Origin of the sequence: Desulfobacter sp., assembly GCA_028768525.1 — a bacterium.
Lineage (GTDB): Bacteria > Desulfobacterota > Desulfobacteria > Desulfobacterales > Desulfobacteraceae > Desulfobacter.
Genome location: CP054837.1, coordinates 5252065 through 5270438, shown reverse-complemented (window position 1 = coordinate 5270438; position 18374 = coordinate 5252065). Strand labels below are relative to the sequence as shown.

The following is an 18374-nucleotide window of genomic DNA, read 5'->3' as shown; positions in this document are numbered from 1 at the left end:
CTTCCTGATATTGTCCTCTCCATGAATATTGGCACCATTGTAGAATATATAGATCAGCAAAAAATTATTTCAGCGGTTATCCTCAGTGAGAAAAAAGGCAAGCTCCGGCTGCTCAACGAGAACAGCCGGGAAGTGAATTTTTCCGAGAAGCGGCTGTCGCATGTGTCCGAGGCCGTACTGGATATGGAGATGTCCAGAACAGCCATGGTAACCCGTTTGAAACAGGTTACGGCCAACCGCAAAAAGCTGTCTGAATCTATAGATATAAAGGATCTATGGGAAATCCTCCATGAGGAGCCCGAGGAAATCGATATTTCCGCAATGACCCTGTTCTGCTTTGATCCCCCACTGACGCCTGATCATGAAGCCGCCGTCATCCGTGCCTTTTTCAATGACCGCCTTTACTTTAAGTTCAACAAGCTCATTTTTCTGCCCTACACCCACGAGCAGGTGGAAACCCGGAAACGGCAGGTCCGTGAGGCAGAACGCCGGGAAGCCCTGATTCTAAAAGGGGCGGCCTGGCTGAACCGGCTCAAAAACCAGGACAACCGGCCTGAGCCACCGGAACCCCAGATTATTGAGATCCTGAAAAATTACTACTTATTCGGTAACGATGCGAATATGGCTGCCACGGCCAAGCAGATGATCAAAAAGTCGGGTTTAAGCGTGGTAGATCAGCTTTTTGGGCTTTTTGTCAAGGCCGGCATCTGGGATGTTGACGAAAACCTTGACCTGCTCTCTCTGCAGATTCCCGTGGCATTTTCGGACAGGGTTCTGGAAACGGCCACCCGACTGTGCAGAACCGCCACCAATGTCTTTGACAACCCCAAACGGCGAAATCTCACCCACCTGCCACTGATCACCATTGACGGTCAGTCCACACAGGATTATGACGATGCCATCAGCCTGGAAACCACGGACAACGGCTACCGTTTGGGAATTCACATCATTGACGTGGACGCCTATATCAAGAACGGCGACCCCATTGACATGGCGGCCCGCTACCGGGCATCCTCCATTTATATGCCCGACGACAAACTGCCCATGATCCCCCCCAGCCTCTCCGAAGACCTGTGCAGCCTCAAGGAGGGCAAAACCCGGCCGGCCATCTCCACCCTGGTCCACATGAACCGGTTCTTCGAGGTGCTGGATTATAAAATCATCCCCTCGGTCATCAATGTGCACCAGCAGATGAGCTACGCCGAAGCCAATCTCCTCAACGGGAAAAACGATCCCATTACCAGCCTGTACAAAATGGCCACCATTCTCAGGGAAAAACGCCTGAAAGCCGGAGCCATCCAGATCACCCTGCCCGAGGTCAATGTCTGGCTGGAGGATAACAGAGAAATCAGATACGCAAAGGTGGACCGGGAGAATCCTTCCCGGATGCTGGTATCGGAGATGATGATCCTGGCCAACTCCCTCATGGCGGAATTCTTAAGCAATAATGAAATGCCGGCCGTGTTCAGATCCCAGGCCCAGCCCAAGCAACGCATCTTAAAAGGCATTGAAACGGCGCTGTTGCCCAATTTCATGCAGCGCAAACAATTGAGCCGCGCCATCATAAACACCCATGCCGAACCCCACGCCGGTTTAGGGGTAAAAGCCTATGTAACGGCGACCTCACCCATCCGGAGATACCACGACCTGCTCACCCAGCGCCAGATCAAGGCACTTCTTGGGCTGGGCACCCCCTATTCCACCCAGAAACTGGATGAGATCCTCCAGGCCATTTCCATTCCCGTGGCCAACACCGGACGCATACAGGGGGCCCGGAAACGGTACTGGCTGATCAAATACCTGGAGGGAATGCGCGGCGCGACCTTTGAAGGCCTGGTCCTGGACTGCCACCGCGACCATTATAATGTCCTGCTCAAAGAATTCATGATGGAGGCCCGGCTGCCCGCCTCCGGCTTCAAGCTCAAACACGGGGACCTGATCCCGGTGACCATCCAGCATGCCGATGCCCGGCGGAACCAACTCACCCTCTTCACTGTATAACTACAACCATCGTTCCCCGGTTTCCGGCGTTTCCCAGCGCCATCTGAATTTCGCAAAACCAATATTACTTTTTAGTTCAAATTTGACAAAGTAATACCACCGCCTTACCTTTTGTCCAGATACCAGGGACTAGTGGAGGATCACCATGGACAGAAGACCGGACAAAAAACATGACTTCCGTCATACCCTTTTTCACTCACTTCAGACCACCACACTGCTTATTGCCAATGCCGGATTGCTGGGAGTCCTGGGCTGGTTCATGGCGGGGCCTGCAGGCATCAAAATCGCCATGATTGCCGTTGTGCTGGTGTTCGTTTTCACCCCCCATGTACCGGCCCATATCATCATGGGACATTTACGGGCCCGCCCCCTGACACCGGAACAGGCTCCCCGGCTCTATGCCATGCTGAATCTCCTGTCCCAAAAGGCAGGCCTCGCACGGATGCCCGCCCTCTACTATCTGCCCTCGCCCCGGCTCAACGCCTTTGCCGTGGACCAAGGAGGGGACATTGCAGTGGCCGTCACCAAAGGCCTGGTCACGGCGCTGACACCACGGGAAATGGCCGGCATCCTGGCCCACGAAATCACCCATATCAAAAATAATGATTTCCAGGTCATGGCCCTCTCCTCTGTTTTCGGAAGGCTGACCGGATACCTGTCCTTGGCGGGACAATTCCTTCTGGTGATCAGCCTCCCCCTGTTTCTTACGGGGTATGCCAGGGTCAGTCTGCTGCCCCTGGTGCTGATGGTCTTTGCCCCGATGCTGAGCATGCTCCTCTACCTGGCCCTGTCCAGAACCCGGGAGTTTGAGGCGGACCTGGGCAGCGCCCGGCTCCTTGACGACCCCGGTGCCCTGGCCTCGGCCCTGGCCCGGGTGGAGCAGTTCAACACCATGTCCGCAGGGTACAGGCTTCTTCCCCTCCCGGCCCGGCCGGGAGAACCGCCCCTGCTGCGGAGCCATCCCCCCACCCAAGAACGGATCAGGCGGCTGCAGCATCTGGCCCGCCAGTCCGCCCCCCATGGCACCCACGGAACAGGGCGGCGGATTACAGTCTACTGATCAGGCAATACCGTCAAGAATGGCGTTAAAATCGGGCGAGGGACGCATCACAGCAGCCAGCAGCGTTTCATCCGGGTGATAATATCCTCCGATATCCACGGGCCCGCCCTGGGCGGCCAGCAAATCGCCAAGAATCTTATCCCTGTTTCCGGACAATGCCTCGGCCACAGGGACAAAAACCCGCTTAAGCGCCCCATCCTTATCCTGCTCCGCCAGGGCCTGGGCCCAATAGAGGGCAAGGTAAAAATGGCTTGCCCGGTTGTCCGGTTCGTTCACCTTCCGGGAGGGAGACCGCTTTTCTTTAAGGAATCGGCTGTTGGCCTTATCCAGGGCCGCGGCCAGGACCAGCGCCTTGGGATTATCATTTTTGACACCAAAATCCTCCAGGGAAACGGCCAGGGCCAAAAATTCCCCCAGAGAATCCCAGCGCAGGTGATTTTCAGCCATGAACTGCTGAACATGCTTAGGCGCAGAGCCGCCTGCCCCGGTCTCGTAAAGGCCGCCTCCGGCAAGCAGCGGCACGATGGAAAGCATCTTGGCAGACGTCCCCAGTTCCAGAATGGGGAAAAGGTCGGTGAGGTAATCCCTGAGCACATTTCCGGTAACGGATATGGTGTCCAGTCCTGCCCTCACCCGTTCCAGGGTAAAATCCATTGCATCTTCCGGTGAAAGGATACGGATATCAAGCCCGGAGGTTTCATGGGCCTTGAGATACTGGTTCACCTTTTCAATGAGCCTGGCATCATGGCCCCGGTTCTTGTCCAGCCAGAACACTGTGGCAAGTCCGGTTACCCGCGCCCGTTCCACACCCAGTTTCACCCAGTCCCTGATGGCCTCGTCCTTGGTCTGACACATGCGCCAGATGTCACCCTTTTCCACTTTGTGTTCAAAAATCAGCCGCCCCTCATCGTCTGACACCCGGACGGTTCCGCCGGCTGTCATGATAAAGGTTTTGTCGTGGGAACCGTATTCCTCGGCCTTTTTGGCCATCAGCCCCACATTGGAAACATTGCCCATTGTCGCCACATCAAAGGCACCGTGCTTTTTGCAGTCATCAAACACCCGCTGGTAGATCCTGGCATAGGAACGGTCGGGAATGATGGCTTTGGTGTCGTGGAGGGCGCCGTCGGGTCCCCACATCTTCCCTGAGGATCTCAGGCATGCCGGCATGGAGGCGTCAATGATCACGTCGCTGGGCACGTGAAGGTTGGTGATTCCCCTGTCCGAGTCCACCATTGCCAGGGCCGGTCGTTTTTGGTAGGCGGCCTCAATATCCGCTTCCACCGCCCGCCGCAGGCCTTCGTCCAGGTCCTGTATCCTGGCCATCAGGTCACCTAACCCGTTGGCCGGATCCACGCCGATCTCCCCAAACAGCTTTTCATGCTTTTGAAACAGCTCTTCAAAGAATACGGAAACGGCATGGCCGAACATGTAAGGATCAGACACCTTCATCATTGTGGCCTTGAGATGCACGGAGAGCAGCAGGTCGGTTGCCTTTGCATCCTCAATCTCTGCCGCCAGAAACTGTCGCAAAGAACGGATTTTCATAACGGAGCCGTCTATAACCTCGCCGGCCTCCAGGCCCAGTCCCGCCTTCAGCCGGAGGGACTCTCCATCTTCACCGATAAAATCAATATTCACCGGGCCGGGCCTGTCCATCACCGCCGACACCTCTGTCCCGTAAAAATCATCGGCCTGCATATGGGCCACATGGGATTTTGATTCCGATGACCACGCCCCCATGCTGTGGGGATTCTCCCTGGCATAGGTCTTGACCGCCCCGGCCACCCGCCGGTCGGAGTTTCCTTCCCTGAGCACCGGATTCACGGCAGATCCCAATACCTTCGCGTACCGGGTTTTAATGTCCGCCTCAAGGTCATCCGCAGGATCCTCCGGATAGTCCGGCACATCAAACCCTTGACGCTGCAGCTCGGCAACGGCGGCCTTCAGCTGGGGAATGGAAGCAGAAATATTGGGCAGCTTGATGATATTGGCCAGGGGGGTCTTGGCCAGTTTTCCCAAATCAGCCAGATGATCGCCAACCCTCTGCTCTGTGGTCAGCTTTTCAGGGAAATTAGCCAGAATCCGGCCGGCCAGGGAAATATCTTTTGTCCCGATCTTGATGCCGGCGGTTCCGGCAAATGCGGTTACAATGGGCAAAAGAGACCGGGTAGCAAGCGCAGGCGCCTCGTCCGTAATGGTATAGATAATCTCGGGTGTTGTCATAGGGTCCTCTGCTGATTTCTTTGATTTATAAAAAACAGGCATAACCGAATCCTCAACCGGGAACGCCCCTGTTGACCGACGGCCAGACTATGTCCGCATTTAAAATAAAAAAGTCAGGTTAGCATAAAACCCGGCATCTTGACCATAGCAGATGCGAAAAAATCGCGCCCGGCAATTTATCTTCGCCAGTTTGATTTTCCCGTAACGACAAAAACAGGATCCGATGCAACCATTCCTGGAAAGTACTTGTCATCAGCGGGCCGAGGATACCCACGCACCGAGTAGGTGACAAGCCGAGTAAAGCATTCCGACGCCTTGAACCAGTCCAGCACGAGCCCCACACGCTCAAACTCATGGAGTTCCTCCCAGACCGTGATCGCTTTTTGAGGAAACCACCGGTTTGAAAATCCAACGACAAAGCGCCCGCCGGGCCTCAACACCCTTGCCACTTCTTTAAACACCATATCAGGACGGACCAAATATTCAACGGAAAGGGAGCAGACCACGGCATCAAAACGGCCGGATTCATATGGCAACAGAGGATCTTCATTGAGATCATGCACATCCGCTGCCGTCAGGATTGGGTTGTCATTCATTTCATTGGGATTCATCCCCAGCCCCCTGACCTCGGAAAACCGGATCTCTTCCGGGAGATGCGACACCCATCCGGACATCAGGTCCAGTACACGGTCACCGTCTGACAGCAGCGATTCGTAAATCAGGCAGAGATTCCGGCTGGCCATCGTATCGATGTGGTAAACGAAGCGATCAATATCATAGAAAAGAGAATCCGGCGCATCATCTTTTCTTTTGAACCGCCTGCCCAGAGTCGCCTCCCCGGAAAGGACGATTCCCCCCACCTGCATACCGGGCCCGTCCAGCGCCAGTCCCAGCCAGTCGGTGCAGGTTCCCCCCCGCTCCTCTGTGCCGGTGTCCCGGTTTGAAAAGTCCAGGCGAAGATCTATCGCTTCCCTTGCAAGGGGGTGGTTCAGGTCGATGGTCATCCGGCCCTTACAGACATTTGTGACCCTGGACGGAAGCCGGTTTTCCCGGAATACGCCCGGAACGCCCCGGAGCATGCCCCTCGGGTAATACCGGCCGGGCAGGACCGCCCCCCTGTGCACCTCCTGCCTGACACGGCTCAAGGGGAGATCCAAAACCAACTCCGGATCAAATCCGGGAACAATTTCCCCGGGTTGGGCAGATAGGAAAAATGGGGCTTGTGTACCCGAGTACCGGAGGACAGTTTCCAGCAGACTGCCTGGAAAAATATCACGATATAGATTCAGTCTATTGGCAAAATAAAGGTCGTTATGGGTAACCTGATTCTCTGTCCAGGTCATATTAATGGTAAGATCGGCCAAGTCGCAGTAATCCAATGGTTTCATATTTCACTCCAATCGGCCCAGGACATGCTTAAATTGGTAGATGCGGCACCGGTGTTTCATTACCGGCCAGCCTGCCGATTCCGGCAGTAAGAATAAGATAAAACAAAAAAAAGGCAGATCAACCGCCAATTTTCCCGTCGCCGTTTTTTAACCGCGCCAGCCTGAATCCAGCCTCCCTCTAGCAGGGAACCTTTACGTTTCCCACAAATAGGCTGAGGCCAGTTTCCCGAGTATGTTTCCGTTGAAGATACGCCGGCCCTGCCGCTGCGCCATGCCGTAACAGACATGCAGCGGCAGTAAATGTTCTTCCCTGGGATGGCAGTACCTGGCCGATGGGGCCTTCTCCCATTCCGCCAGAAGGGTATTCACCGCCCCGGGGGCAAGGGACGGATCCGAGAGGACCTGGTAAAGCCAGTTGTCAAAGGCGGTGTTTCTGTCATCGTCACCCTCCCTGCCGAATTCCGCCATGTTATGAAAAGAGAATCCGGATCCAAGCACCAGCAGGTTGTCAAACTCAATCTGCCCAAGCGCCTTTCCCATACGGATATGGGCCAGGGGATCAAGGCCTTTTATCAGGGACAATTGGACACAGGGGATATCTGCCTTGGGATAGATCAGTTTCATGGGTACGAACATCCCGTGGTCAAATCCCCGGGACGGGTCAAGGACGGGTGACAATCCGTTCTGTTCAAGGGCGTCATTCACCCGGGCGGCAAGTACCGGGTGCCCGGGGGCGGGATAGGTATAGGAATAGGTCTCCGGCGGGAATCCGTAATAGTCAAATAGGAGGTCTGGGGACGGCTGGGCCGTAACCGTGGGCGCATCCGCCTCCCAATGGGCACTGATTACCAGAACCGCCTCGGGCCTTGGGATTTCCTGGTGAATTTGCTTTAAAAACCGAATCAGGGCCCGGTGGCCGTCATGGCCCATCAAAGGCAGGGGGCCTCCCCCGTGGGGAATGTAAAGAATGGTTTGTCTGGCCATGTCGTCCTCCGGAGATAGTGATCCAGTTTACGATAATCCCCTGCAAACACGCCGGACCTGGAACCGGTCCGGCGTGTCGACACTCACATATTAATGCTTAAAGCTTCTCTGGCCCGTATAGACCATGGTGGCATCATTCTCGTTGCAGGCGTCTATGGACTGGTAGTCGTTGAGGGAACCGCCGGGTTGAATGACCGCTTTCACCCCCTGGCGGAGCCCCACGTCAATGCCGTCCCTGAAGGGGAAGAAGGCATCGGATATCATGGAGGAACCGATGAGGCCGCCCTTGACTTCGGCCACGTCGGCCTCGATTTCCGCCCGTTTGTCTTCATCGGCCATGTCGGCAAAGGCAGTGTTGTACCGCTCAAAGCAGTACCGGTCGCAGAGCTTGCGGTAGGCCTTGTCCACCGCGATCTCGGCCACGCCCACCCGGTCCTGTTCGCCGGTGCCGATGCCCACGGTGCAATTGTCCTTCACGTAGATCACGGAGTTGGAGGTGATGCCCGATTCCACCAGCCAGCCGAAGAGCATGTCCTGGTATTCCTGTTCCGTGGGCTGGCGGTTGACGGTAAAGGTCTCCCCCTTGTACTCGGTGGAGGCGATGGCCAGGTCTTCTTTTTTCAGGGTCTCGGGCACAAAGGACCACTGGGCCACAATGCCGCCGTCCATCAGGCTTTTGAAATCCACCACCCGGTCGCCGATAAAGGAGTGGAGCCGGTCCATGGCGTTGATGCGGATCACCCGAAGATTTTTTCGCCGGCCCAGGATATCGATGACCCCGTCCTCAAATTCAGGGGCCACCACGACTTCGGCATACTGGGCGGCAATGGCTTCAGCCGTGGCCTTGTCAACGGCTTTGTTCAGGGCGATGCACCCGCCGAAGGCCGCCACGCGGTCGGCCATATAGGCCTTGGCATAGGCCTCCTCCAGGCTGTCGGCCCGGGCCGCCCCGCAGGGGTTGTTGTGCTTGACAATGACGGCGCAGGGGGTATCCGTAAAATACCGAAGGATATTCAGGGAGTTGTCCGCGTCGGTGAGATTGGTTTTGCCCGGGTGTTTGCCGGACTGGAGCAGTTCGATGTCTGAAACAAGGTATTTGCCCGGGGTGATGGTCTGGGCATCCCCCAGGGCCAGGTTGCCGTTGACCAACCGGTACAGCGCCGCTTCCTGGCCTGGATTTTCCCCGTAGCGCAGCCCCTTTTCCACCTCGTCGATCACCCAGGAAACCTTTTCATAAAACAGGGTCTGCCGCTTGTCCCCGTCCACAAAGGAAATCTCCATATTCGGAGTGAAATGGTCATCCATGATGGTTTTGTACATCTGCTTTAGATCTTTGGCCATTTTTTATTCTCCTGCTTCATAACATGATTGAACTTCGTCCATGGCCCGGGCGCCCAGCCAGTCGGCAATGGTCCTGTCGTAGACGGCGGTGTGCTCAAAGGCTTTCTTTGACAATTCGTACCGGTCGGCAAGGGTCAATGCCCCGTCCTGGGCCTTTACCGTGTCAAGAATGCCGGCATAGGATGCCGGATCCACCACAGAGGCCACCCGGATAAAATTCTTGGCAGATGCCCGGATCATGGTGGGGCCGCCGATGTCGATATTTCCCCGGGCGTTTTCAACGGTGACCCCTTCTTTGGCAATGGTTTCGCTGAAGGGATAGAGGTTCACCACCACCATATCGATGGCAAGGGCGCCTGTCCGTTTCAGGTCATCCTGGTGGGCAGGATTATAGGTCTCCGTAAGCAGCCCCAGGTAAATTTTAAAATCCAGGGTTTTCACAAGCCCGCCCTGGGTTTCGGGCTGGCCGGTATAGTCGGACACCTGCCGCAGGCAGGTATCTGCCCTCTCCCCAAGGATTTCCTTTATTTTGGCGTAGGTCCCGCCGGTGGACAGGATAACCAGCTCAGGATTGGCATCCAGCATGCCCGGAATAAATGTTTCCAGGCCGGTTTTATCCGACACGCTCACCAGCATGGTTTGAATTTTTACCTTATCGTCAATTTTGTCTACCACGTTTTTTGCCATGGGCCGTCCTCATTTTATATTTTGGGTTGATCTATCGTTTGTTGGGCTGATATGTAAACCATCCCCCCAAATGCGTCAAGATCTGTTGGGTGAAGTTTTTCAGCTTACATAACTGCCTGCATCAGGGCGTTCAGCTCTCTTATCATTGATGCTGCCTGGCTGCGGTGTTCGGGCGGGACCATCAGTGCCGGGATTTCCCGGTTCCGGAGGAATATCTTTCTTGTATCAGAATCATTTATATTTTCAAAGGATAAATAGACCGCCCGTTCACGGCCAAGATAGCGGCCTGCCACGTCCAGAAAATTCCCGGAAAAGCCGTCTTTGTCCAGGTGCTCAATATACTGAAGCACAATGGTGGAGAGGCTCAGGGCCAGGGGAGGCATATCTGCCCACCCGGTTTCCCGGCAGGGCTTTTGGGACAACATGCTCCGGCACCCGAAGGGCCGTGCCTCATAAATGCGGCACCGCCCGCCCTCAAGCATGGGGCAGCGCCCCCAGGCGGGATCATTTTCCTCTTCTTCGACTGCCTCTCCTGAAAGGGTGGCCCTGGCAAATCCGTTGGTGGTCATGCCGGGGCGGTAGCGCTTGCCGGATCCGGTGGTTTCAAGGCATGAGGTTAGATGCGATATCCCGTTTTTCTCCAGATGTGAAAAAAGAAAGGACGTTTCCAGGCTTGTGGCTGTCACATTACAGGTGCAGCAGTCGTCGCAACCTTCATGGCAGGCCAGTTCAAACCCGCCTGCGGCATGGTCGAACAATTCATAGATCTTTTCCAGGGTATCAATTTTCCGGGTGTCAAATACATCGTCTTTCATGGGGTCTCCTTTACGCCCTTTCATCTATACTAGTTTAGGCGCCCGGTCAATTCCATCGGATTATTTAAGCTTTTTCCAACTTTTTCCTTGATTTTAACCTCCCGGGCCATCAAAATGAATATAATTCATTAAATAACCCACCATCAGGGAGGGTGTTGCCATGATCCCCGAAAAAATGAAATCATTTCTCAAGGAGACGCTGCCGGAACGCGTCAGGCAGCACCGTCTTATCTGTGATAACCACTTATGTTTTCTGGAGTTCGGCCCACTGGATGTGGAACGGCTCCAGCGCTTGGGCATCCGGGTGGACCGCCTGGGGCCCCGCCTGGTCGTCTGCATGTGGGACAGTGAAAGCCCCCTTGAAATCGGTGGATACCTGGTGGTGGACAACCTGGCCATGGGTGCCCCCTCCATGGGGGGAACCCGGATGCTGCCGGACATCACCCCGGACATCATCCACGACCTGGCCCGGGGCATGACCATGAAAAACGCCGCCGCCGACCTGCCCTTCGGCGGCGGGAAATCAGGGATCGTCTGCCCCCCGGGCATGGACGCCGGAGAACGCCGGGAAATCGTCAGGGGGTTCGGCCGCCTGCTTAAAAGGTATAAGGATATCTATATCCCGGGACCGGACGTGGGGACCAACGACGAAGACATGAGAATCTTTGCCGTGGAAAACGGGTTGAACAATGTGGTCTCCAAACCGGCGGACATGGGAGGCAACCGCATCGACGAACTGGGCGGTGCCGCCCGGGGCGTGGTGGCCGCTTTCAATGCCCTGATCGAACATCTCCCCCGTCTCAGGCAGCTTCCCCAGTTCAAACACATGGAACTGCCGCCCCCAGGCAGGCTGGATGTCCTTATCCAGGGATTCGGGGCCGTGGGGGCCAATGCGGCCCGGCTCTTCCAGGAGTTGCCAACGGAACAGCGGCCGGCAATAAAGGGAATCAGCGATGCCACAGGCTACCTCCTGGATTTAAAGGGGTTGGACTGGCAACAATTATTCAGCATGTGGAAGACCCTGGGACAAGTGGCCCAGGCCTATTACCACGACCAGGCCATGCACATCGGCGGCACAGGAAAGAATCACACCGTATTTTCCAACAGCCCGGACAATCTGCTCACTGAATCGGCCTTCTGTCTGATCCCGGCGTCCCCGGTATTCAATTATCTGGACGTTTCCACGGAGACCTCACCCTCCATGACCTGCGACCGCATGGGCAACTGGCAGATGATCGTGGAGGGGGCCAATACCTACTCCCCCAATCCCGAACGGAAAGCCGCCCGCCGAAGGATGGAACGCCGGGTATACCGGGACAGGGGCACCCTCATTGCCACGGATTACCTGGTCAACTCGGGCGGGGTGATCTATGCCGCCCACGAGCGGATTATTCCCACCCCCAAACACCTGTATATCCCCAAAGAACTGCTGGGAAATTCGGAAGGGATCTCCCGCTGGCTGGACCAAAACCGGGAGGCCTTTGAGGAACTGGCTGAAAAGCGGCAGGAAGCCGCAAGACAGAAGCTGGAAACCGTTATCCCCGGCAATATGGTGGAACTCATCGACGGCCTGTGCAAGGATGCGGACAGCCTGCCCTGCGAAATTGCCGAAGGCATCTCCGTGGGCCGCATCGCCGCCAAGGAAAAATCCAGGACCATCCGGGATGTCATGGGCGAAGCCCCGGTCATGGGCCTGGACAAAACCATTTCCGATGCCGCCGAACTCTTGGTGGCATCCCATGTTTCCATGGTCACCGTGGTTTCGGAAAAGGGCCGCCCCATGGGCATCGTCACCAACTGGGACATCACACGGGCCACGGCGTTGAAACTGCCCACCGACGCCCCCCTCACCAGAATCATGACCGCCGACATCGTCCACATCAGCCCCGAAGCCACCATTCTCAACTGCATCCGCATGCTGGAAACCAACGAAATTTCCGCCATGCCCGTGGTGGAAGAGAACCGGGTCATCGGCATCATCTCCGGCGACATCCTCGCCCGCCGCACCCTGTTCCGGCTGCTGCAGACGGAAAGCTGACGCGGCCCCATTAAAATGGAACTGGGGGCAGACCCGTTTCCGGATCCAGCCCCCATCAAATCCCCTGCTGTTCTTCTCCAGTGATGGTTTATCCGGCAAAAACGGCTCCGGCCGCCCCCACGCCAGCCCCGAGAACAGCAGAAAAAACAGCCATGGGGAATACGGCCTTGGCATCCCTGGGATAGACAATGATCATGATGGGAACTGCCGTCAATTCGGCAATGATCAGCCCCTTGAGCCAGGGCCGGACCTCCCAGGTCACAAAGGGAATGATCAGGCCCAGGGCCACCCAGTGAAAAAAGGCGGACAGACAGGAAAACCTGTCAAGTTTCCTGAGGATCATGGGCGTCACATCAATTATGCCGGCCACCATACCGATAACCAGTCCAATCCATATATTGTTCATCATACTGTCCATCTTTTCCCCTTTAAAGGCGGATATCGGCCACTTTCACAACCTTGCCGCTCACTTCAATATCCAAAATCTCAGATCCCCTGCAGGCCAAACCAACCCCCATCTCACTTGGCCGCCCCAGGAAGCGCCCCTGGTGAATGGTGATCCGGTCATCTGTCACCAGGCCGTGTTTAAAGAGATAGGCAGCCGCCGGGCCGGCAGCGCTTCCCGTGGCAATATCCTCCACACGGCCCTCATTGTCCCAGCTTCTGCCCTCAATGGCCTTCACATCCAGGACATAGACAAACTTCGCCCCGTGGGGTGATATCATAGGGGTTAGATCCGGCACCCTGAACCGCACCTTTTCAATGCCGGCCGCCACCGGCAAAATCACATAGGGCAGCCCCGTGGACACCACTTCCGCTCTGCAGCCTAAATCACCGGAGCCCTCCAAATTAAGCGCCGAGTACAATGGGCCGGCTTCATGGGAAGAGAGGGTTTTGATGAACCGGGGCTTTCCCTGGTGCATGGCGGCAAGGAAGTCCTCTCCAACCCGCCGGCTCTCCAGCGTCACCGCCTGTTGATTTAATTGTACCTGCCATTGGTGGACATCCTCACTGCCAAAGGTGTTATGTAAATGATAGGCAAGCCCCAGCAACGGATGGCCCGCAAAGTCCAGTTCTTCCTCCATGGTAAAGATTCTTGCTGAGAACCGGCCATCTTCATTCCTTAAAAAAATCGACTCAAACTGCCGCATCTCCCGGGTCCAGGCAAGCATCTCACCGGCGGTCAAATGGCCGAATTCCGAAAATATGGTCAACCCGTTTCCGCTCAACCGTTGGTCGGCGAAAACATCCACAAGCTCACACTTCAAAATTTATCCTCCGTCTCAATTCCGGCATAGGGGCCGTCCACCGGAAAGCCTCCGGCAAATCCGGTAAATGGATGCGCCGGCACTTTTAGATCTGGTATTTCATTATAAGGACGTCAAAGGGCAGGTGGTCAAAGGTCAACAGCTCGGCGGCACGAAACCCCAGCCCCAGATACCATTCCTTTAGCTGGGTATGCCTGGCAATAATTCCGATGCTCAGCACCTTGACCTGTTTCTCCTTGGCCATACCGATAATATGGTGAACCAGCCCGGCACCGATGCCGCAATGCCTGAACTCCGGCAGCACGGCCAGCCGGTTCAGATAGGCCGTATCCCTGTCCGGCTGCTCAAATGCAACACAGCCCTTGACAACCCCATCCTCTACTGCCAGAAAATAGGCCTGGCCCCGTTCCATATCCGACAGAATCCACGCCTCCGTACAGAACGATGGATGCTTGGCTGCATTCTTTGCATTCAAACCGAACGTTTCTGCAACATCCTTATTGGCGTTGCGAACCACAGCGGCAATAATTTCAGCGTCCTCTCTGGTTGATGGTATGATCTTCATATCGCTCTATCCGCCTTCAGATGAATTAAAAATTGGTCAACTGCCTTTTTGGATGGCAGTTGAATAAAATCGATATGGGAATACGCGTCCTTTTTCTTTAACGCTCCATAGGTAAGCTTTCTTTTCCGGTAAGTCTTGATTACCCAGAAAGGAATGCCTTCAATGGAGAAAAATGCATCCTTGAATGTTTCGACATTATCACTGAACAATTGTTCTTTGGTGATAATCCGTTTGATGGTTCGGGTAACTGCGCGGTAAAAGATAATATGGAAAGGCAGATCCAGAAAGATGACCGTCGTGGCTCTCTGCCATATTGCCCCCCTGACTTTGCCATAGTTACCTTCCACAATCCATTTATCTTTCTGTATACAGGTTTCGACATCCCTGACGAATTCTTTTCTCCGGGTCCAATTCTCTCCCCAGAAAAGCCCGTCAAGTTCGATATGAGAATATCCAAGGAAATTTGATAACGCTTTTGAGAATGTTGTTTTCCCGGAACAGCTCGTCCCGATCACTGCAATCCGTTTCATTATAATTCCTTTGCCGAACCCAGGCCCGCGGTTGTCCGGCGGGCTGGTGTCATCCATGGTATGGCACTCAGGACTGAAAAAAAGACACAGATCCCGGAACAAGATTTACATGGCCGACTGTATAACCATGCCCCCCGAAAAAAGCAACTCTTTTTCAAGGGAAAAACGCCCCGAACCGGCACTGGGGACAGGACAGGCGGTTCTAAGGACCTTCACCAATCCCATTCCCCAAAGCCCCCTATTGAAATTCACCCGGGAATCCCTTATCCTGATCATCACAACAGAATGCTTTCACCATATAATAAGGAGATACCATGGGCGCTGATGTTTTTTTCATGGACATGACAGCCACATCCCGGGAAAACCTTCCCCAGAAACTCGAACGCCTGGTCAATGCGGCAGGCCTGGGCAATATCCTGGAGGAAAAAGACCTCACCGCAGTCAAGGTCCATTTCGGCGAGCAGGGCAACACCGCCTTTATCCGGCCCCTGTATATCCGCAAGGTGATCCGGGCCGTCCGCAAGGCCGGAGCCGCCCCCTTCCTCACCGATGCCAACACCCTCTACGTGGGCACCCGGTCCGATGCGGTCTCACACATTAAGACCGCCGTGGACAACGGATTTTCCTACTCATCCATGGACGGGGCCCCTTTGATCATTGCCGACGGCCTTTTCGGGAAGAGCGAAACCGCCGTCCCGGTGGACCTCAAGCACAACAAAAAGGTGTATATCGGCTCTGAAATCATCAATGCCAATGCCATCATCTCCGTGGCCCATTTCAAGGGCCATGAACTCTCCGGGTTCGGCGGCACCCTGAAAAACCTAGGCATGGGATGCGCCTCCCGCCGGGGCAAACTGGACCAGCACTCCAACGTCAGCCCCAAGATAAAGCGGAAAACCTGCATCGGCTGCGGCCAGTGCGTCGAGCACTGCCCGGGAGCGGCCATCTACCTGGAGGAAAAAAAGGCGTATATCAATAAGGAGAGCTGCATCGGCTGCGCCGAATGCATTGTCCGCTGCCCCACCCAGTCCATCAACATCAACTGGAACCAGGATGTGCCGGTCTTTCTGGAAAAGATGATGGAATATACGGTGGGCGTGCTCAAGGACAAGGCCGGCAAGGCCCTGTTCATCAACTTCATCACCGACGTCTCCCCCAAATGCGACTGCCTGCCCTATGCCGAATACCCCATCTGCAAGGACATCGGCGTGGTGGCCTCCACCGATCCCGTGGCCATCGACCAGGCCAGCGCCGACCTGGTCAACGCCCAGCCGGCCATGGCCGGGTCCCTGCTCACCTGCAACACAAAGCCCGGGGAAGACAAGTTCAAGGGGCTCTATCCGGATGTGGACTGGGAACACCAGCTGGCCTACGCCGAGCAGATCGGTTTAGGCAGCCGGGACTACAACCTGGTCAAGCTGGAGACCCGGGCTTACAAAAACCCCGGGGCCCATTCCTGAGCCCTGTGAGCCGTCCATGTATCTGGCCAAAATAAAAAAAGGCAAGGGGTTCACCTATATGCTCAGGGAATCCGTCCCCGTGGAACAGGGCTTCCGGCACCGGGATATCTGCGGCCTGGGCCCCTGCCCCGGGGCCTGGATCGACTATCCCGGGGGCAATGCCTGGTACCTGAGCCCGGAGTTGGAGTCCCGGGTGGCCCAAAAGGCAAAAAGATTTGATGCCGACGAGTTTGAAACCCTATTTCTCCCCTTTCTGCGCCCGGCCGTCCGCCGGGCCACGGAAACCTTTGACCGCCGGACCTCCACCGGTTTTAAACGAATGGGCAAAAAAGAGAAGGAAGCACTGGCCCGGTCCATCCATGCCTTTGACAAACGCCGGGCCCATTACCTTAAATTCGGCAACATGGACCAGGGGCCGCTTATCAACATGCCGCCGGTGATCTTCCGGACCCTCAAGGACAAATCCCGGGATGAAATCGAGCAGTACTTCATGGCCCAGGAAAAATGCATCCGGCCCCGGGATCTCAAATCCTATGTATACACCGTATTGGACCTCCAGCGCTTCTTCCAGAGCTTCATGGCCAAACAGATGCCCCACGCCATGGACCAGGATAAGGTGGAAACCTATTTCATCGAGGAGATCTGCCTGCTCAACAAAGAACTCTTTGATCTTACCAGCAGCCTCCACGACTACCTGATCCGGTATGCCGTGATGTTCTTTGACCATACCTACGGGGACACCGTGCTCCTGGATGACATGGCAAGGGATTTCATGGGCCGGCACCGGATCTTCACACCGCCGCCGCGCCCGTCGGTGCCGGTATCCCAGGCCAGAACCCTTTTCGGCCTCTCCCGGGACGACCTGAAAACCATGGACAAACAGGGCCTGACCCGGAAGTTCAGGAAACTGGCCAGGCAGCACCACCCGGACATGGGCGGCGACCACGAAAAATTCGTGGAAATCAACGAGGCCTACCAGGCCCTGCTGGAAAAGATCAGGCCGAAAGCAACCTGACCATGGTGAAACTCATCCTCCTGGGCGTCCTCTCCGGCGCATTTTTCAGCACCACCTTCATCCTCAATGAAGTCATGAGCCTTGAAGGGGGCCACTGGCTCTGGTCCGCCGCCCTGCGCTACCTGTTCATGCTGATCTTCCTCAGCCTGATCACCCTGGCCAGGGGAGGGCCGGGCAAACTCAGGGATGCGGGGGCTTTATTTGCCGCCCACTGGAAATTCTGGATAACGGCGGGAGGGATCGGCTTCGGGGGGTTTTACGCCCTGATCTGCTTTGCCGCCGATTTTTCCCCGGGCTGGGTAATCGCTGCCACCTGGCAGTTCACCGTGGTGGCCAGCCTCTTTGTATTCACGGCCTTTGGCCGGAGATTTCCCCGGCGGGTCTGGCTGTTTTCATCGGTGATATTCATCGGGGTGATTTTGGTCAACCTTTCACGCATCGACAGCTTTAACCTGAATGAATTGATTCTGGGCGGACTCCCGGTGCTTGGAGCGGCTTTCTGCTATCCCTTGGGCAACCAGCTGGTCTGGGAAGCCAAACAGGGCCGCCACCCCAGGGTGCCGAAAATCGACGCCCCGGAAATGGATAATTCTCTGAACAAAATCCTGCTCATGACCCTGGGCTCCATGCCCCTGTGGATTCTTCTGGTGGTCCTCATCCGCCCGCCCCTGCCCGCCGCCTCCCAGATCATGAACACGGCATTGGTGGCCCTGTTCTCCGGGGTATTTGCCACGGGGATCTTTCTCTTTGCCCGAAACCTGGCGGCCACCCCCAACGAACTGGCCGCCGTGGATGCCACCCAGTCCAGCGAAGTGGTGTTCGCCCTGGCCGGCGGCCTGGTCTTCCTGGAGGCGGCCCCGCCGGACACCGCCGCCCTCACCGGCCTTGCCCTCATCCTGGCCGGACTCTTCTTTTTCATCAGATTCCAGGAATAACCGGATTCCAGCCAAAAAACCGGGGCTTGGGGATTTTCCCATTGAAATTCTTTTAAAAAGG

At 55.9% G+C, this 18374-nt stretch carries 16 protein-coding genes; 6 read left to right on the top strand and 10 right to left on the bottom strand.

The genetic code is table 11. The annotated features are described in order from the left end of the window. The first annotated feature begins 21 nt into the window (after positions 1 to 21). Positions 22 to 2001, top strand: a complete 1980-nt coding sequence (locus HUN04_23175) for an RNB domain-containing ribonuclease (GenBank protein WDP93382.1) — start codon at positions 22 to 24, stop codon at positions 1999 to 2001. 145 nt (positions 2002 to 2146) lie between these two features. Beyond that, positions 2147 to 3061 (top strand): M48 family metalloprotease, encoded by a 915-nt coding sequence (locus HUN04_23170; GenBank protein WDP92466.1) that lies wholly within the window; start codon positions 2147 to 2149, stop codon positions 3059 to 3061. Here the strand turns inward: HUN04_23170 and HUN04_23165 are convergent, their stop codons facing one another. From HUN04_23165 to HUN04_23140, 6 genes are all read right to left on the bottom strand, one after another. Continuing rightward, positions 3062 to 5287, bottom strand: a complete 2226-nt coding sequence (locus HUN04_23165) for an NADP-dependent isocitrate dehydrogenase (protein ID WDP92465.1) — start codon at positions 5285 to 5287, stop codon at positions 3062 to 3064. Positions 5288 to 5463: 176 nt separating this feature from the next. Then, positions 5464 to 6675 carry a class I SAM-dependent methyltransferase gene (locus tag HUN04_23160; protein ID WDP92464.1) on the bottom strand — a complete coding sequence of 404 codons (1212 nt, stop codon included), beginning with the start codon at positions 6673 to 6675 and terminating at the stop codon, positions 5464 to 5466. A gap of 192 nt (positions 6676 to 6867) precedes the next feature. Further along, positions 6868 to 7659, bottom strand: a complete 792-nt coding sequence (locus HUN04_23155; protein ID WDP92463.1) for a dioxygenase — start codon at positions 7657 to 7659, stop codon at positions 6868 to 6870. 90 nt (positions 7660 to 7749) lie between these two features. Continuing rightward, positions 7750 to 9000: an IMP cyclohydrolase gene (locus HUN04_23150; GenBank protein ID WDP92462.1), complete on the bottom strand. Its 1251-nt coding sequence runs from the start codon at positions 8998 to 9000 to the stop codon at positions 7750 to 7752. Positions 9001 to 9003: 3 nt separating this feature from the next. Then, complete coding sequence (locus HUN04_23145; protein WDP92461.1) at positions 9004 to 9687, bottom strand: hypothetical protein; 684 nt, start codon at positions 9685 to 9687, stop codon at positions 9004 to 9006. A gap of 104 nt (positions 9688 to 9791) precedes the next feature. Beyond that, the gene (locus HUN04_23140) at positions 9792 to 10502 is read right to left on the bottom strand and encodes a hypothetical protein (GenBank protein ID WDP92460.1); all 711 of its coding nucleotides are present in this window, start codon (positions 10500 to 10502) and stop codon (positions 9792 to 9794) included. A gap of 160 nt (positions 10503 to 10662) precedes the next feature. Between HUN04_23140 and HUN04_23135 the strand changes: the two genes are divergently transcribed. Next, complete coding sequence (locus HUN04_23135; GenBank protein WDP92459.1) at positions 10663 to 12540, top strand: CBS domain-containing protein; 1878 nt, start codon at positions 10663 to 10665, stop codon at positions 12538 to 12540. Between the two features lie 88 nt (positions 12541 to 12628). Here the strand turns inward: HUN04_23135 and HUN04_23130 are convergent, their stop codons facing one another. The 4 genes from HUN04_23130 to HUN04_23115 all read right to left on the bottom strand — a co-directional run bounded on the left by HUN04_23130 (position 12629) and on the right by HUN04_23115 (position 14903). Further along, complete coding sequence (locus HUN04_23130) at positions 12629 to 12958, bottom strand: hypothetical protein (protein ID WDP92458.1); 330 nt, start codon at positions 12956 to 12958, stop codon at positions 12629 to 12631. Positions 12959 to 12968: 10 nt separating this feature from the next. Beyond that, on the bottom strand, positions 12969 to 13808 hold the full coding sequence (locus HUN04_23125; protein WDP92457.1) for a PhzF family phenazine biosynthesis protein: 840 nt from the start codon (positions 13806 to 13808) through the stop codon (positions 12969 to 12971). An 85-nt stretch (positions 13809 to 13893) separates the two neighbouring features. Beyond that, on the bottom strand, positions 13894 to 14373 hold the full coding sequence (locus HUN04_23120) for a GNAT family N-acetyltransferase (protein WDP92456.1): 480 nt from the start codon (positions 14371 to 14373) through the stop codon (positions 13894 to 13896). Then, positions 14370 to 14903 carry an adenylate kinase gene (locus HUN04_23115; GenBank protein WDP92455.1) on the bottom strand — a complete coding sequence of 178 codons (534 nt, stop codon included), beginning with the start codon at positions 14901 to 14903 and terminating at the stop codon, positions 14370 to 14372. Before HUN04_23115 ends, HUN04_23120 begins: the two co-directional genes overlap by 4 nt. 314 nt (positions 14904 to 15217) lie before the next feature. On the opposite strand from HUN04_23115, the gene HUN04_23110 reads away from it, so the two are divergent. The 3 genes from HUN04_23110 to HUN04_23100 are packed head-to-tail and all read left to right on the top strand — an operon-like array spanning position 15218 to position 18313. Further along, positions 15218 to 16363 carry a DUF362 domain-containing protein gene (locus tag HUN04_23110; GenBank protein ID WDP92454.1) on the top strand — a complete coding sequence of 382 codons (1146 nt, stop codon included), beginning with the start codon at positions 15218 to 15220 and terminating at the stop codon, positions 16361 to 16363. Positions 16364 to 16379: 16 nt separating this feature from the next. Beyond that, on the top strand, positions 16380 to 17378 hold the full coding sequence (locus HUN04_23105; GenBank protein ID WDP92453.1) for a J domain-containing protein: 999 nt from the start codon (positions 16380 to 16382) through the stop codon (positions 17376 to 17378). Positions 17379 to 17380: 2 nt separating this feature from the next. Continuing rightward, complete coding sequence (locus tag HUN04_23100; GenBank protein ID WDP92452.1) at positions 17381 to 18313, top strand: multidrug resistance efflux transporter family protein; 933 nt, start codon at positions 17381 to 17383, stop codon at positions 18311 to 18313. The last annotated feature ends 61 nt before the right edge of the window (positions 18314 to 18374 follow it).

Bases quoted from the DNA above. Each gene is read 5' to 3' on its own strand.
- HUN04_23175 (WDP93382.1), top strand. From the start codon at position 22: ATGAATATTGGCACCATTGTAGAATATATAGATCAGCAAAAAATTATT.
- HUN04_23170 (WDP92466.1), top strand. From the start codon at position 2,147: ATGGACAGAAGACCGGACAAAAAACATGACTTCCGTCATACCCTTTTT.
- HUN04_23165 (WDP92465.1), bottom strand. From the start codon at position 5,287: ATGACAACACCCGAGATTATCTATACCATTACGGACGAGGCGCCTGCG.
- HUN04_23160 (WDP92464.1), bottom strand. From the start codon at position 6,675: ATGAAACCATTGGATTACTGCGACTTGGCCGATCTTACCATTAATATG.
- HUN04_23155 (WDP92463.1), bottom strand. From the start codon at position 7,659: ATGGCCAGACAAACCATTCTTTACATTCCCCACGGGGGAGGCCCCCTG.
- HUN04_23150 (WDP92462.1), bottom strand. From the start codon at position 9,000: ATGGCCAAAGATCTAAAGCAGATGTACAAAACCATCATGGATGACCAT.
- HUN04_23145 (WDP92461.1), bottom strand. From the start codon at position 9,687: ATGGCAAAAAACGTGGTAGACAAAATTGACGATAAGGTAAAAATTCAA.
- HUN04_23140 (WDP92460.1), bottom strand. From the start codon at position 10,502: ATGAAAGACGATGTATTTGACACCCGGAAAATTGATACCCTGGAAAAG.
- HUN04_23135 (WDP92459.1), top strand. From the start codon at position 10,663: ATGATCCCCGAAAAAATGAAATCATTTCTCAAGGAGACGCTGCCGGAA.
- HUN04_23130 (WDP92458.1), bottom strand. From the start codon at position 12,958: ATGGACAGTATGATGAACAATATATGGATTGGACTGGTTATCGGTATG.
- HUN04_23120 (WDP92456.1), bottom strand. From the start codon at position 14,373: ATGAAGATCATACCATCAACCAGAGAGGACGCTGAAATTATTGCCGCT.
- HUN04_23115 (WDP92455.1), bottom strand. From the start codon at position 14,903: ATGAAACGGATTGCAGTGATCGGGACGAGCTGTTCCGGGAAAACAACA.
- HUN04_23110 (WDP92454.1), top strand. From the start codon at position 15,218: ATGGGCGCTGATGTTTTTTTCATGGACATGACAGCCACATCCCGGGAA.
- HUN04_23105 (WDP92453.1), top strand. From the start codon at position 16,380: ATGTATCTGGCCAAAATAAAAAAAGGCAAGGGGTTCACCTATATGCTC.
- HUN04_23100 (WDP92452.1), top strand. From the start codon at position 17,381: ATGGTGAAACTCATCCTCCTGGGCGTCCTCTCCGGCGCATTTTTCAGC.